15 protein-coding genes are annotated in these 14,675 nt (G+C 34.4%); 10 read left to right on the top strand and 5 right to left on the bottom strand.

All coding sequences use genetic code 11. The features are described 5' to 3' along the window. Window positions 1–24: 24 nt before the first annotated feature. Window positions 25–978 carry an ABC transporter permease subunit gene (locus tag LKE46_RS13015; protein WP_291723068.1) on the bottom strand — a complete coding sequence of 318 codons (954 nt, stop codon included), beginning with the start codon at window positions 976–978 and terminating at the stop codon, window positions 25–27. Next, window positions 975–1,901, bottom strand: coding sequence for an ABC transporter ATP-binding protein (locus tag LKE46_RS13010; protein ID WP_291723064.1), 927 nt, complete (start codon window positions 1,899–1,901; stop codon window positions 975–977). Before LKE46_RS13010 ends, LKE46_RS13015 begins: the two co-directional genes overlap by 4 nt. Before the next feature lie 249 nt (window positions 1,902–2,150). Between LKE46_RS13010 and LKE46_RS13005 the strand changes: the two genes are divergently transcribed. From LKE46_RS13005 to LKE46_RS12985, 5 genes are all read left to right on the top strand, one after another. After that, window positions 2,151–2,771, top strand: coding sequence for a class I SAM-dependent methyltransferase (locus LKE46_RS13005; protein ID WP_291723061.1), 621 nt, complete (start codon window positions 2,151–2,153; stop codon window positions 2,769–2,771). Between the two features lie 20 nt (window positions 2,772–2,791). Continuing rightward, a complete protein-coding gene (locus LKE46_RS13000) occupies window positions 2,792–3,253 on the top strand; it encodes a MarR family winged helix-turn-helix transcriptional regulator (protein ID WP_291723059.1) in 462 nt (153 codons plus the stop codon). Window positions 3,254–3,509: 256 nt separating this feature from the next. Continuing rightward, window positions 3,510–4,211, top strand: a complete 702-nt coding sequence (locus tag LKE46_RS12995) for a response regulator transcription factor (protein ID WP_291723056.1) — start codon at window positions 3,510–3,512, stop codon at window positions 4,209–4,211. After that, window positions 4,208–5,668, top strand: coding sequence for a sensor histidine kinase (locus tag LKE46_RS12990; protein WP_291723053.1), 1,461 nt, complete (start codon window positions 4,208–4,210; stop codon window positions 5,666–5,668). The genes LKE46_RS12995 and LKE46_RS12990 overlap by 4 nt, the downstream gene beginning before the upstream one ends. Window position 5,669: 1 nt before the next feature. Continuing rightward, window positions 5,670–6,800, top strand: coding sequence for a LolA family protein (locus tag LKE46_RS12985; RefSeq protein ID WP_291723051.1), 1,131 nt, complete (start codon window positions 5,670–5,672; stop codon window positions 6,798–6,800). Window positions 6,801–6,869: 69 nt separating this feature from the next. Here the strand turns inward: LKE46_RS12985 and LKE46_RS12980 are convergent, their stop codons facing one another. Both LKE46_RS12980 and LKE46_RS12975 read right to left on the bottom strand, forming a co-directional pair. After that, entirely contained in the window at window positions 6,870–8,735 is a 1,866-nt protein-coding gene (locus LKE46_RS12980; RefSeq protein ID WP_291723048.1) for a heavy metal translocating P-type ATPase, read from the bottom strand. A gap of 113 nt (window positions 8,736–8,848) precedes the next feature. Then, entirely contained in the window at window positions 8,849–9,124 is a 276-nt protein-coding gene (locus LKE46_RS12975; protein ID WP_291723046.1) for a metal-sensing transcriptional repressor, read from the bottom strand. Window positions 9,125–9,299: 175 nt separating this feature from the next. Here LKE46_RS12975 and LKE46_RS12970 point away from each other — a divergent pair, with 175 nt between their 5' ends. After that, entirely contained in the window at window positions 9,300–10,136 is an 837-nt protein-coding gene (locus LKE46_RS12970) for a L,D-transpeptidase family protein (protein WP_291723043.1), read from the top strand. A gap of 60 nt (window positions 10,137–10,196) precedes the next feature. Here LKE46_RS12970 and LKE46_RS12965 read toward each other — a convergent pair whose 3' ends face one another. After that, on the bottom strand, window positions 10,197–11,303 hold the full coding sequence (locus LKE46_RS12965) for a leucine-rich repeat domain-containing protein (RefSeq protein WP_291723040.1): 1,107 nt from the start codon (window positions 11,301–11,303) through the stop codon (window positions 10,197–10,199). 180 nt (window positions 11,304–11,483) lie between these two features. Here LKE46_RS12965 and LKE46_RS12960 point away from each other — a divergent pair, with 180 nt between their 5' ends. The 4 genes from LKE46_RS12960 to LKE46_RS12945 all read left to right on the top strand — a co-directional run bounded on the left by LKE46_RS12960 (window position 11,484) and on the right by LKE46_RS12945 (window position 14,602). After that, the gene (locus LKE46_RS12960) at window positions 11,484–12,065 is read left to right on the top strand and encodes a TOBE domain-containing protein (protein ID WP_291723037.1); all 582 of its coding nucleotides are present in this window, start codon (window positions 11,484–11,486) and stop codon (window positions 12,063–12,065) included. Window positions 12,066–12,593: 528 nt separating this feature from the next. Beyond that, entirely contained in the window at window positions 12,594–13,172 is a 579-nt protein-coding gene (locus tag LKE46_RS12955) for a 5' nucleotidase, NT5C type (RefSeq protein WP_291723034.1), read from the top strand. 106 nt (window positions 13,173–13,278) lie between these two features. Further along, window positions 13,279–13,746: a tRNA (uridine(34)/cytosine(34)/5-carboxymethylaminomethyluridine(34)-2'-O)-methyltransferase TrmL gene (trmL, locus tag LKE46_RS12950; protein WP_291723031.1), complete on the top strand. Its 468-nt coding sequence runs from the start codon at window positions 13,279–13,281 to the stop codon at window positions 13,744–13,746. A 16-nt stretch (window positions 13,747–13,762) separates the two neighbouring features. Further along, a complete protein-coding gene (locus LKE46_RS12945) occupies window positions 13,763–14,602 on the top strand; it encodes a DegV family protein (protein WP_291723028.1) in 840 nt (279 codons plus the stop codon). Window positions 14,603–14,675 lie beyond the last annotated feature (73 nt).

Genomic DNA, 14,675 nt, shown 5'->3' with positions numbered 1-14,675 from the left:
TATAACAGATTGAAAAAGCAGTCATTAGATAGATACATCCCGTTTTTTAAATATTGCAAAGCTGGCACCAAATAAAACAATTATATATATCAGCAATACAGATACCGAAAAGCCTATTGTCATTTCTTCCCGGGGCTGTAAATGAAAGATATACAAACTCATGTCGCTATTTGCAAAGGGAAGAAATTTCAGCCATGTCAGCTTTGATGTGGCTTCAATCATTGAATTTCCTAAAATCATAAGCAGAAGAGAGCTGACCACCGCTACTGCACTGCTTTTCAAAATGGTTGAGACAGCAAAGGAAATGGTCACATAGCTCATAATTGGGAAAATATCCAGACAATACATTTTTACACACTGCCTGAAAATATTTAATGATTCTATCTGTCCTTGTGAATTGATAAAAAGCTCTGCCGCTCCCAAAGTGCGTATTCCGCTTCCAAAGCCATATAAGACATCAATGGTTATATATGCTGCCCCTATGGTGAGTATCAGTGAAAATACAGCATATATGACAACTGCTGTGTATTTTGAAAATAGAATTGCACCCCGGCTGTGTGGGCGAATCAATAACAGCTTCATTGTTCCATCCGTATATTCTCTTGCAACAATGTTGGCAGCAATAATAATTGTAAAAATGACAACCCATTCAAACAATCCCGATGAGTGCAGTAACGTATACCAGAGGTTATTTTCTTGTGGAGCTATATTGTTCTTCAAACGGTACTCGGCAATTGCCACTTTATTTTTCGCCTCTGCCTGCAACTGTGGTGATAGATCTGCAGCCTGTAAACGTCCATTATTTTTTTCTATAATTTGCTCCTGTCCCGTTCTCCAATTCCCTGCAGTTTCCTTATTTATTGCGATTTTTGCAAAGACTGAAAAACTAACGGCGACAATAATCAGTAAAAGGAAAAGGATTTTTGTCAATCGGCCGCTGAATATTTTCATTAACTCATTTTTCACTAAATTGATCATTTCTGTTCCTCCGTAATTTCCAAAAATTTGTCTTCCAGAGTTTCTTCTTTCATCTGAATACTATAAATTTCAATTCCGCATTTCATTAAATGTTTGTTCAGTGACGGAATTTCCTCTTTTGTCATCTGAATTATAATATGCCCGGCTGGACTGGAAGAAAGTACATTTTTCCGCATGGTGTGAAGTAAATTTTTTGTCTGTGCAATTTGTGAGGGGCTTACAATAAGCTCCACCTGCATTGAACCGCCGGATTTGACAAAATCATCTATACGCTGAATAGTTACTAACTTTCCGTGCTGCAAAACACCCACTCTGTCACACATCAACTGCATTTCTGAGAGCAAATGGCTTGATACCAGAACTGCAGCACCTTCCTCATGAGCTATTTTCTTTAGATAGTTACGCAGCTCGTGGATTCCCTCCGGATCAAGTCCGTTTGTTGGTTCATCCAGTATCACGAGAGATGGACGGTGTAATAGTGCCTGTGCAAGCCCAAGCCTCTGACGCATACCAAGTGAATAAGTTCGTACTTTGTCCTGCATTTTGTCTTTGAGTCCGACAATTTCAGCCATTTCATAAATACGTTTTTTGCTGATGCCGGGTGACATTCTGGCATAGTGCTTCAAATTTTGATAACCCGTAAGATATCTATATAAATCTGGATTTTCAACAATACCGCCAACATTCTGAATTGCTTTTTTAAAGTCGGTTGTAATGCTGTGTCCTTTAATAAAAATATCTCCTTCGGTTATTTTTATCAGTCCCGTAATCATACGGATAGTGGTAGTTTTGCCTGCTCCATTGGGCCCTAGAAATCCGAATATTTCTCCGGCTGGAATTGTAAACGACAGGTCATGAATAATTTCCTTTTTGCCGATTTTTTTTGATACGTGTTTTAATTCCACAACTGGTTTTTCATTCATATATATAACTGTCCTTTCTGTGCCAAATTCAAAATACCTTATCTGTATTTTAATAAGATTATAAAAAGCGAAAGTAAATGGACGGTAAACGGACAGTAAATGTAAGTTAAATTAAAAGGTTGGTTCATTATTTTTTATCTGATAACATGTTTTATGAGAATTTGACAGCTGATTCAAAGAATAGTACCATATTAATAAAGTACGTATAACGTATTTTATTAATATGGTACTAGTATAGGAGGAATTTATATGCCGGACAATAAAGATGTTTTTAAAGAAAATTCCAGGAAGAATTTTGATAAACATGCGGAAAGCTATGACCGGAGTTCAGATGGAAGGTTTGTAAGCAAAATGTATGATAAAGTTATTGAAAGTTTAAATGGGTTTGAAGGTGGAATTTTGCTGGAGGCAGGCTGTGGAACAGGAAATATATTGTCACGACTGTATAAAGATAAGAAATTCAAGCTATGCGGACTTGATATTTCACATAAGATGATTAAGTTGGCCAGAAGAAATCTCCCCGAGGATATTTTATTGAAAGTGGGAGATGCGGAATTTATACCCTGGCCGGAGAATTATTTTGATATAGTACTGTGTAATGCTTCATTTCATCATTATCCCAATCCTGAAAAAGTTCTTCTGGAAATGAAGAGAGTGCTGAAGCCATCAGGGAAATTGATCATAGGGGATCCCACTGCTCCACCTTTAATAAGGCAGGTATTGAATTTTATGTTGCATATATGCAATAATGGAGACTATAGAATATATTCTCCAAAAGAGATGAAAAAACTTTTGGAGACATGCGGGTTTAAACCTTTTAAATTTAGAAAGATAAATTATAAAAGTTTTGTCATAAGTGCATCTGCTTGAAATAATTGTGGGGTGATTGTTTGGATAAAAAATATAAGGGGCAGGTTGAAGAACTCAGCAGAATATGGCATTCCATGATAATGGAGCCTGGTTATAAAAGTGTAGAATCTCAATTTTCAAGAATACATGGATTGAGCACTGCTGAAATAGGAGTTCTGAGAATTATCTCCGAAAAAGAGGATGTCATTATAAAGGATATAGTTGATATTTTAAAAATACCTAAAAGTACCCTCACAAGCGTAATAAACAGATTGGAAAAACGAAGGTTTATTGAAAGGACCATAAGCAGCAGGGATAGGCGTTCTTATAGATTGGTGCTTACTGAAGAGGGAATACAGGCACAGAAGGAACATGTTGAATTTGAAAAAAATTTTTATGCCAGAGTAATGGAATGTCTGGATACCAGTGAGGAGAGGGAAGAACTGTTGAAACTTATGAAAAAAATAGCGTATAACCTTAGAAGAAAGGGAATATCTGAATAAAATCAAACAATTATAGTTAAATTTGCATTTTTAAGAGCTTCTCTAAGAATGAACTCCATTTCTAGAGGGCTTTTTTAGTACTTTTCTTTTGTTTCTAAGTCAGTTGTTTTTATTAATCCCGTAATCATGCGGATAGTGGTAGTTTTCTCTTCGGTATCTTGTATCTTGGTACATGACATTAATTTATAAAGAAAGTATTAACTATGATAAAATTTTATTACAGGAATTTATAATGTAAATTGTAAGGAGGAAAAGAATGAGGGGAAAGCTTCTAATAGTTGAAGATGAAGAATCTATTGCAGCTATAGTAAAGGAACATCTTGAGATGGAAGGTTATGAAGTATTCTGGTCATCTACAGGCTTGGAAGGCCTGGAAGATTTTAAAAAACAGAAATTTGATCTGGTTATGCTGGATCTCATGCTGCCTGAAATGGATGGATTTTCTCTATGCAGAAATATAAGATGGATAAGCAATGTACCCATTGTAATAATAAGTGCAAAACAGGCAGATCTGGATAAGGTGAAGGGACTTAAACTGGGAGCTGATGATTATATAACTAAACCTTTCAGTCTTGTGGAGATATCTGCACGGGTTGAGGCACATCTGAGAAGATATATGAGAGATGAGAATTTGAAACAAAATGACGATATAATCTCCGTTAAACCAGATCTAAATATATTTTTAAATGAGAAGAAGGTTGTCCGTGGCAGTAATGAAATTCAGCTTACCGTTAAAGAATTTCAGCTTCTTCTTTTGATGGCTCAAAATCCCAATAAGGTGTTTTCAAAGAAGGAAATTTATGAAAATGTGTGGAACAATGTGGATATTGATGGAAATAACACGGTTACTGTGCACGTGAAGGCATTGAGGGAAAAGCTTCACGACGGTGTGAAAAATCCTGTGTTTATTCAAACGGTGTGGGGAATAGGGTACAAGTTCCTGGGTGAAAAGAAATGAGACTCAAAAAATGGCTTATATTATCCCACCTGGCTGTAGTCATTACTCCTATAGTTTCATCGCTTTTGCTGTATATGTTGATTTTAACCTACAATAAAAAGGTTCAGTTTACAGAATATATGAATGCAGTGGCCAAATTCAAATATTATGAAGAAAAACTGGGCAATTATAAAATCTATACTGAGGCCGATATGGAAAACAAGGATACTGCTGTGGATTATCAGGATAAAGACGACGTTAAAATCAATTTATACAATGGAAGTGGACAGGAGATTCATGCTCCCGATGAGAATTCAGACTATACAAAGAGCAGGGAGGAAATCTATTCACATCTCTACGAAATAGTTACAAAATATAATTTGTACAGCTTGAAAAAACCTGTATTTTATAGAGGTGAATTGGTTGGATTTTACGAGATAATAATATATCGTGGAGATTTCATAAAACAGATAAATATAAGAACTATTATTATTGCGGGAATGTTTGCAGCCATAATCCTTCTGGTTTTTTTGACAGTTATAATTCTTTTAAATAGAAAGTTTAACAGGCCCATAAAGTTGTTGATAGAGGGTATGAACGATTTTGCTGAAGGCGGTAAAAAATCGGTGAAATATAAGAGCAAGGATGAAATAGGAGAACTTATAAGAAATTTCAACGGCATGAAAAAAGATATAGAGAGAAAACAGGAAGTAATAGATTTCCAGCGTAAAACAAAACAGTATATGATATCGGCAGTTTCGCATGATCTAAAGACCCCCCTTACATCAATAAGAGCATATGCCGAGTCAATTTACAATGAAAGAGATCTCGATATGCCAAAAATAAAGAGCAGGTCTTCAATTATATTGAATAAAAGTGATTACATGAAAAAGATGATAGACGATCTCATGCTGTATACTGTACTTACATCCGATTATAAAGTGAATTTTGTGGAAGTATGGGGAAATGAGTTTTTTGAAATGTTATTTTCAGGTTATGAGCAAAATTGTGAAAAGCGCAGTATAAAACTTGAAGTAGATACAGATGCCGACTACACCATAAAGGTGGATGTAAAACAGATGACCAGGGTAATTGATAATCTGATGGCAAATGCATTGAAATATACTCCCCAAAATGGCCGCATATGGCTTGGTGCATTTTCATTGGAAAAAGGACTTCCTCCCTGGATAAAAAAAGATTTTCAAAAGGATATTATAAGCTGGAGAGAAAAAGGATGCATTGTAGTTGTCAAAAATGACGGAAATGGAATTCCAGAAAATGAACGAAAAAAAATATTTATGCCTTTCTATCAAGTGGACAAGGCAAGAAATAAAACTTCACAGAATGAAGTCGGTTTGGGGCTGAGTATTGTAAAGTTGGTTATAAAAAAGCATTGTGGTGAAATAAAGCTATTTTCAGATGAAAATAGCACGGCATTTGTATGCTGGTTTCCTATATATAGTAAAGGAGAGGATTGAAATGTCAATTAAAAAAATATTTATAATACCTGTTGTGGGAATATTGTCTATAACTGGCTTATTTGGAGGATGCAGTCTGGATAAGAAAACCATTATTCCGGAGGATGTGATAAAAAAGGCTGTCAGTGCCAGTGAAAAACCCAAGTCCTATTATGGTGAATATAAAATGAAGATTTATGAAAACAATAAAATAAAAGAGACTGTATCTGCCAGAGAATGGATTGATAATTCCAATGATGTGGTGAAAAGGCGTGTAGAATTAAAGGACAATTCATCTGGAACGACCATATCAACAAATGATGGTAAAAATATTATAGTATATATGAAAGAACAAAAGCAGGCTATGACTATGAATCTTGAAAGCTCCACGGCAAACGGTGCAGATGATGTACTGGGAGGAAACTACAAAAATCAATTGTTGAAACAACTGGCAAGCATGAGTAAAACCCACAATATTACTTTTCAGGGCGAAGAGAATGTGTTAGATAGGAAAACCTATCATATCAAGGCGGAGCCAAAACAAAAGGATACTATTCTAGGCACTTTGGACTACTGGGTGGATGAAGAGAGCTGGATTGTTTCAAAGGCTGTAATTACTTCAAAAAATAGTAAAACAGAGATACAGTATTCAAAGCTTGATTTTTCACCTAAGCTGGACAGCAGTTTGTTCTCCCAGAAGCTTCCTGATAATATAAAAGTTGAAGATATGGATAATCAAATCAAAAATTCAGAAAATGTTATAACCCTCAACGAGGCAGTAAAGCTTGTTGGGAAACCCATACTTTATCTTCCGGAAGGAGGAGCATATAAACTTAAAGATGTTAAATCCCTGCATTATGATGAATCAAAAGGAGTAAATGAAATAAATCAGAGCTATGAAAAAGATGGTGCCGTAGCATTTGTGCTCACTGCAGTAAATCCAAAGGATACCGGAGAAAAATCAGATGATGCAAAACTACCTGGTGAAAAGGAAATGCAGGTACGTGGTAAAAAGGGAAGTGTAATGGATGATACTATAAAAACTGTAAGCTGGAGTGAAGATGGGCTCAACTACAATATTTTACTTCAAGATCCAAAGATGTCTTTGGATGACGCCATTAAAATAGCTGACAGTCTTCTGCTGAAAAAATAATATATAAGGAGTTATCTTAGATGGCAAATCAAGCTCTGAAAAAGATAACTCCTTTTGATTTCATAAAGTTTATCTCCCCTTCCAATTTAATAATAATGATGAATTTAGAATAACCAATACCGATCCAGCATTATGTACAAGTGCACCTACTACTGGACCCAATATTCCTAATATAGCCAGAACAACAGCTATAAAATTTAATGCCATGGAGAATGTTAAATTTAACTTGATGGTTTTTGTTACTTTTTTGGCCAGGCTTAACAAGTGGGGTATGCATTTTATATCATCTCTAATAAGTGCAATATCAGCTGCATCAATTGCAATGTCACTGCCAATTCCACCCATGGCTATTCCTACATAGGCTTTTTTTAGTGCCAGAGCATCATTGACACCGTCACCAACCATACATACCGGTTCATTTTTGCTTTGATATTTTTCTATTGCAGATATTTTATCTTCCGGCAGGCAATTAGAACATATGTCATCTATTCCGACGAGTTTTGCGATATGACATGCTGCCTGGCGGTTGTCTCCTGTAAGTAAAATGCTTTTTACTTTAGTTCTTTCAATAGCTTTAATCATGTCAATGGCATCTTCCCTGAGAGTATCAGAAAGTGCTATAAATCCTGATGCATTACCATTAATTGATATATACATAATTGTACATCCGGCACCTTTATATCTAGAGGCCTTTTTATCCATTCGTTCTGGTATTGAAATATTATTGTCTGCCATCATTTCAATATTCCCAGCAAGAATTGAATAATTGTTTATTTTAGCTTGTACACCTCTTCCGGCAATTACCTTGAATTCATCAGGTTCATTAATTGAAATATTAGGAATATTCTTTATATATTTAATTATTGCCTTGCCGAGAGGATGCTCTGAGCGAATTTCTGCTGATGCCGTCAATTGTAATAGTGTTTCCTTGGATATGCTTGTATTAAAATTTTCGACTGCTGTAACGGACAGTTGTCCATATGTAAGTGTACCTGTTTTATCAAAAGATATTCTTCGTACATTTGCCAACCTTTCAAGGGCATCTCCCTCACGTATCAGGATACCGTATTTTGTTGCATTGCCTATGCCTGCCATTATGGCTGTAGGAGTTGCAAGGACTAATGCACATGGACAAAATACAACCAATATTGTTACAGAACGTATTATTTCACCTGTAGCAAACCAGGTAAGAATTGCCGTGCTCAAGGCACCGGCAACAATCCAGGTTGCCCATCTGTCTGCAATTCCGACGATCTTTGCTTTACTTGCATCAGCTGACTTTACAAGTTTTATCATTCTCTGCAGAGAGCTGTCCTCACCGAGTTTTGTAGCTTTCATGTTAAAAGTTCCAAATTGGTTCAAGGTTCCACTGAATACTTGGTCTCCGGTTTCTTTATCAACGGGGAGTGATTCGCCTGTCATTACTGACTGATCAATAGAAGTTTTACCACTTATGATTGTTCCGTCCACAGCTACGATTTCTCCTGCCAGAACTTTTATAATGTCTCCTATCTGGATTTTATCTGCAGGAATCATCTGCTCTATGCCATTTCTTATAACTCTTGCAACTTGAGGAGTAAGATGTACAAGCTTTTCAATACCAGCACGAGCTTTATTGACGGTTCTTTCCTCAAGGAATGCACCTATAGTCATGATAAAAGCAACTTCTCCGGCAGCAAATATTTGATTGATTATAATAGAGGCAATCAATGCTATGGAGACCAATAAATCAGCTTTGATATCAAAACTTGTGACAAGCCCGATAATAGCTTCTTTTACAATTGGTACTCCACATAGAATAATTGAAAGCCATGCGGCATCCAGAGGTAATTTGCCGATATCAAAGAAACTGACAACAAGCGATATACCCGACAAAAGCATAAACAGAATAACACGTTTTTCTTCATCCTTAAAAAAATTTTTTACTTTTTCCATAAGCACTCCTTTATTTTTATATTATACATATACCCCTATATGTATAATATAGCCTGATTATTTTTTTGTCAAATAAAAAAACTGTTTATTTTTATATAAACAGTTTGAGATATTCAAGACATCCGTGAAAAATGCTCCAGTGCTTTTGCGAATTGTGCTATTGTTTTTTCTGCATCTCCATGTTGAATTCCATCTCTGACACAATGATTTAAATGACCTTCCAAAACTATTTGTCCAACCTTATGAACAGCACTTTTAACTGCATTGATCTGTATTAGAACATCTTCACATGGAATATCTTCATCAATCATTTTATCTATGGCCTTAATTTGACCTATTATTTTTTTTATACGTCTGTGCAAATTGTCAGAATCCATACATTGTTTCATAACTTTCACCTTTTCTAATATGTATTTTAATCTTATTATATATTATAATAGATAAAAAATATATGAGGACTAAATTTATTATTCTTTTCAAAACTATGAGAAATAATGTTATTCCATGCTATAATAATATCTATATGGAGTAATATTTAAGCAGTAAGAGGGATGGTAGAATCATATGAAACGAGTTTTATTGACTGAAATTATAGTTGTGATAATAATCTTTAGTTTTTCTGCATGCAGTAGTTTATTTAGTACAGATAATAAGAAAAATACTCAAAAGGTGAATGTTGTAGGTAATATAACTTCACATCCAAAAGAAAAAAAACAGATACCACCTAGAAATATTCTTAAGGCGGGAGACAAGGGAAATGATGTAAAAGATATTCAGAAGAAACTCAAAAAATTTGGTTATACTGTAGATGAAGATGGAGACTTTGGGGAACAAACAGTTTATGCCGTGATGGATTTTCAGCATAAACATGGTCTTACAACAGATGGAATAGTAAAAGATGCTACATTGGCAGATTTAAAAAAGAAACCTACAGAAGATATGATGTACAAGCCTACGGCTGAGGTAGTTTCTAATTTTAATTCAGCTTATCCTGAAGGTATAATAAACAAACTGGATACCCAGAGTTATACTGATTACTATATTATGGTCAGTACATCAGAGCAGATGGTGTATATCTTTAATGGACGACCACATGAATGGAAATTGATAAATTTATTTCAGTGTGCGTCGGGAACGGGAGGTACACCCACAGTCAAGGGTCAGTTCTTTGTAGGAATAAAAGGGGCTCAGTTTAAATCGGAAAGTGGAGCCATACTTAAGTACTTTACACAGTTTAAAGGGAATTATTTATTTCACAGTGTTTTATTTGACGAAAATGGGAATTTGATAGACGGTACTCTCGGGAGATCCGCTTCCCATGGCTGTATAAGACTGGCTCTTGAAAATGCAAAATATATTTATGATAATGTGCCTATAGGTTCAGGTATTTTAATACGATGATTCAAATAAAATCGGCAATCCTTCTGTACAAAAGGACTGCCGTGTTCTTTTTTAATTTTCTTATTTATAGTCTCTTTCATATTTGATATTACAATTTGGCAGTGAGCTTTCTAATGCCTGCAAATCATCAGCACTAATCTGTTTATTATCCAGATAAAGAGTTTTTAAATTGGTCAATCCTTTCAGTGTATTGATATTACTGATTTGATTATCTGTTACATCGAGGAAGTACAGCTTAGTTAATTTTTTTAGTGGAGTAATATCACTGATTTGATTCTCATATAGAATAAGTAATGTTAAATTGGTTAAGTTCTTTAATGGAGTAATATCTTGGATTTGATTATAGTTCAAATCGAGGTTTTTTAAATTGGTCAGTCCTTCCAATGGGCTTATATCATTGATTTCATTTTCACCTAAATCAAGGGTTTTTAAATTCTTTAATTCTTTTAGTGCGCTTATATCACTAATTTGGTTTACACCTAAATTAAGTTTTTCCAAATTAGTCAGGTTTTTTAATTGAGTAATGTCACTGATTCCCGTATAACATAAGTCCAGGTCCTGTAAATTAGTTAAATTTTTCAATGGACTAATGTCATTGAGGTTTGAATTATATAGATGGAGTGATCGCAGGCTGGTTAAGTTCTCAATTCCACTAAGATCCTGTATTCCCATCCATTCAGCGTTAAGCTCTGTGATTTTTTCAACATCACTTTTGTAGATATCTCCAGTTGGCTTGTTTATTGCATCTCTTACTGCTTTTTCCAAGTTACTGTCTTTGAAAGTTACTGTATAGTCATTTTGAATATTAAAATGTAATTTGTATTCTTTTTTTAATGGTTTGCCTTTTATAGAATGAAGCTTATTTCCCAAATTTAATGTATAGCTTTCTCCCGGTTTATAGCCACTTGCCGGAGGAGTTACTATAACTGTTTTATTATTGTTACCTAGTTTGACATCTACTGTTATGGTATTGCTCTTACTGTCTGTTACACTCAGACCCTGTATTTGTCCGTTGTCAAGTCCTACATCGCTGTTGAATACAATGGTCCAGGTCTTGTCAGCAGGTACCATTTGATTATCCTTGAAACTTGCTGCTTGTACAGTATTATTGGATGCAATCAATAAAAAGGCACTGAAAAAAATTGCTGTTAAGATCCTATTTTTCATTTATTTCCCCCTTTTTCCTTTATTATTGTTAATTATATTATATTTATATCTGTAAATCTATATAATACGATAATTTATTAGTATTTTCTCAATAAAAATAAGATTAAATAATTTTAGTAACAAAATTCTTTGAATATATATAAGATAATTGTGTGTACAATATTATTGGAGGATTAAACAATGTATATAAACTACGGAGAGCAGTACTATAATACACCTGCAGACTATTATTATCCGGGAGCATATGGAGGATATTATCCATATAGATATGAATATTCTCCTGATAATGATAGTAAGGTTATGTCTGAGTCTGATAAATGCAATAATTCAGATATGACATTGAGTGCATTGAATCAGTTTTCGGGAGTGATTACATCAGTGAATGTGACTGGTGTTGTTGGGGAAGTTCAGGTTGATCTGGGCTGTAATCATCTGGCATCTGCCATAATTACAGCCGCATCAATAAGGAATCTTAATCTCAGGCCGGGTTCAAGAGTTGATGTTGTCTTTATAGCAACTGCTGTAATGATAAGAAAGCAGGGGGCTGACAGTGGCTTTAGCGCAAGAAATAGGTTTAGTGGAACGGTTACTCAGATAAAAAAGGGTGATATACTTGGCAAAGTAGTTGTAGATATTGGATGTGGACACATTGTTTCGGCGATAATTCCCACCACATCAATAGACAATCTTTGCATCAAGGCTGGTTCGAAGGTAAGTACAGATATAAAGGCAACGGAAGTTATGATAATGAGTCGAAACTAATACCAAATTTAATAGATACATGACATGACGTAATAAAACATTAAAAAACTACTTGATTTATCAACAAAACAGTATTAAAATTAATATAACGTTATTGATTTATCAATACCATTAACATTGATGATTTATTTGTTTCATTTTCCCGAAATAAGCACTAACAATTATTGGCTACAATTGTTAGTGCTTATTTTTTTTATAGTTTTCTTATTAATTTATCAAAAAAAGTATTGATTTTTTATAATATTAGTAGTAATATATAAAATATATTAGATATTTATTAAAAAACCAATCCCTTAATGAAAAAAATGCGTCCTAAGTTTAAAAGCTTAGAGGGGAAAAAAGACACCGCCACGTGTCTTTTTTCTTGCCCGAATTATTGTTATCAAAAACCTAACCTCAGTTTAATATTCCTTTAATACTTTTATTATAATATATACTATGTAAGTAACATTTACTATACAGGTAGACTATTATGTACTATTGCACGAAAAATATGTTAAAATTGATTTTAAGGAGTGGATGTATAAATTGAAGAGTCTTAATTTATGTATAGATATTGATGGAACAATTACAGACCCGTATTACTGGCTCGATAGTGCAAATAGGTATTTTAATAAAAATGTAAAACCTGAAGAAGTTACAATATACAATGTAGATAGAATTATGGGAGTATCAAGAGATGAATATCTTGAATTTTACGAGACAAACAAGTTTGAAATTCATGATGCCGAACCTATAAGAGAGGAAGCTGTAGGTATCATAAAAGAATTGTTCAATAAGAACAATATATATTTTGTTACTGCAAGAGATAAGGATTTGGAAATTCTGACTTATCATTATCTGTATAGATATGGAATACCCTATGATGATGTATTTGTTTTAGGAACTCCGTACAAGGTTGACAAGGCGAGGGAACTTAAAAGTGATATTTTTATAGAAGATAGTTATGAAAACGCAGTCCAGCTTTCAAAATACGGTTTCAAGGTTCTTTTGATTGATACAAATTATAATAGAAAGCCATTGAATGAAAATATAACAAGAGTTTTCAGCTGGAATGAGATACGTGAAATGGTAGAAGAGATGTTGCTGCAGAGCAAGGCTGTATAGCAGCATCTTTTTTATTTTTTGACTGAATAATTGTAATATAGTAATATATTTAATAGGACTTTATACTGTCCGGTACAAGTTTTGCACTTTTAAAGGAGGAAAAATTTTGAGCCTAAATATAGTACTGTTTCAGCCGGAAATACCTCAAAATACTGGGAATATAGCCAGGACCTGTGTCCTTACAGGTTCCAGGCTTCATTTAATAAAACCACTTGGATTCAGTCTGGATGAAAAACATTTGAGGAGGGCAGGTCTTGATTACTGGCCTTATTTGGATTTGACATTGTATGATTCCTATGAGGAATTGAGGGAAAATTATAAAAACGGTAGATTCTATTTTTCTACTACTCATGGTAAAAATTATTATCATGATGTTGAATATAAAGATGGAGATTTCATAGTATTTGGTAGAGAAACCTGTGGCCTTCCTGACTACATCAGGGAAGAAAATAGCGAGAATTGTATAAGAGTTCCCATGATAAATACTTCCACCCGTTCTTTGAATTTGTCAAATACTGTTGCAATAGTTGCCTATGAGGCATTGAGACAGATGAAGTTTCCTGTAATGAAATAAAGGAGGTGTTAATTTTATGGACAAAATAAAATTAATTACTGATAGTACAGCTGATCTGCCGGATTTTATAATAGAGAAATATGATATAGAGGTGCTTCCCCTATTTGTAATTATTGATAAAACAACCTATAGGGATGGAATTGACATAAAGCTTCCGGTGCTTCTTGAAAAAATGAAAAATAGTGATGAATTTCCTGCAACGGCCCAGGTAAATCCGCAAATATTCATTAAATGCTATAAAAAATATCTTGATGAAGGTTGCAAGATAATATCCATTCACTTGTCTTCCAGGATGAGTGGTACATATCAGTCTGCCTGTATTGCCAGAGATGCTCTGGAAATGAAGGATATAGTTGTTATAGACAGCTTTAATGTAACTTCCGGACTTGGAATTCAGGTTATCAAGGCGGCCAAACTTATAAGGGACGGCTATACGATAGAACAGATAGAGAAAAAAGTTCTGGAAATTTCACCCCATGTCAAAAGCACTCTTGAATTCAACAGTCTCGATAATCTGGTAAAAGGCGGGCGGTTGTCAAAGACAGCAGGCATTATAGGAAATATACTGGGAATAAAAATAATAATAGAGGCTAAAAATGGAGAGATGGCCGTAGCCGATAAGGTAAGAGGAAGTAAAAAAGTTCTCAAAGCAATGCTGGACTATATAGACAGAAAAGGAATAAAAGAAGGTGAGGTTTCCATATTGCTGCATGTGGGTAAAACTGAAATACTTGATCCTCTTAGGAATGAGCTGATAAGACGAAATGTCAATTTCATAGAAAGTGAAGTTGGATGTGTAGTTGGAGTACACTCCGGGGCAGACGCCTGCGGACTGTTTTTTGTGGAGGATTATTGAGATGCTCAATTGTAATTTGCACTTTGATTTTTTACATGGTGCAAATTTTTTTGCAGCTTCATGATATAATATA

Origin of the sequence: Clostridium sp. (genome assembly GCF_022482905.1) — a bacterium.
In the GTDB taxonomy this organism is placed as follows: Bacteria; Bacillota; Clostridia; order Clostridiales; family Clostridiaceae; genus Clostridium_B.
The sequence above is the reverse complement of the archived record's forward strand: the minus strand, read 5'-3'. Positions and strand labels throughout refer to the sequence as shown.

Excerpts from the sequence above, each read along its gene's own strand:
- LKE46_RS12985 (WP_291723051.1), top strand. The coding sequence starts at position 5,670 with ATGTCAATTAAAAAAATATTTATAATACCTGTTGTGGGAATATTGTCT.
- LKE46_RS12960 (WP_291723037.1), top strand. The coding sequence starts at position 11,484 with ATGTATATAAACTACGGAGAGCAGTACTATAATACACCTGCAGACTAT.
- LKE46_RS12975 (WP_291723046.1), bottom strand. The coding sequence starts at position 9,124 with ATGAAACAATGTATGGATTCTGACAATTTGCACAGACGTATAAAAAAA.
- LKE46_RS13015 (WP_291723068.1), bottom strand. The coding sequence starts at position 978 with ATGATCAATTTAGTGAAAAATGAGTTAATGAAAATATTCAGCGGCCGA.
- LKE46_RS13010 (WP_291723064.1), bottom strand. The coding sequence starts at position 1,901 with ATGAATGAAAAACCAGTTGTGGAATTAAAACACGTATCAAAAAAAATC.
- LKE46_RS12970 (WP_291723043.1), top strand. The coding sequence starts at position 9,300 with ATGAAACGAGTTTTATTGACTGAAATTATAGTTGTGATAATAATCTTT.
- LKE46_RS12965 (WP_291723040.1), bottom strand. The coding sequence starts at position 11,303 with ATGAAAAATAGGATCTTAACAGCAATTTTTTTCAGTGCCTTTTTATTG.
- LKE46_RS12995 (WP_291723056.1), top strand. The coding sequence starts at position 3,510 with ATGAGGGGAAAGCTTCTAATAGTTGAAGATGAAGAATCTATTGCAGCT.
- LKE46_RS12945 (WP_291723028.1), top strand. The coding sequence starts at position 13,763 with ATGGACAAAATAAAATTAATTACTGATAGTACAGCTGATCTGCCGGAT.
- LKE46_RS12990 (WP_291723053.1), top strand. The coding sequence starts at position 4,208 with ATGAGACTCAAAAAATGGCTTATATTATCCCACCTGGCTGTAGTCATT.
- LKE46_RS12980 (WP_291723048.1), bottom strand. The coding sequence starts at position 8,735 with ATGGAAAAAGTAAAAAATTTTTTTAAGGATGAAGAAAAACGTGTTATT.
- LKE46_RS13005 (WP_291723061.1), top strand. The coding sequence starts at position 2,151 with ATGCCGGACAATAAAGATGTTTTTAAAGAAAATTCCAGGAAGAATTTT.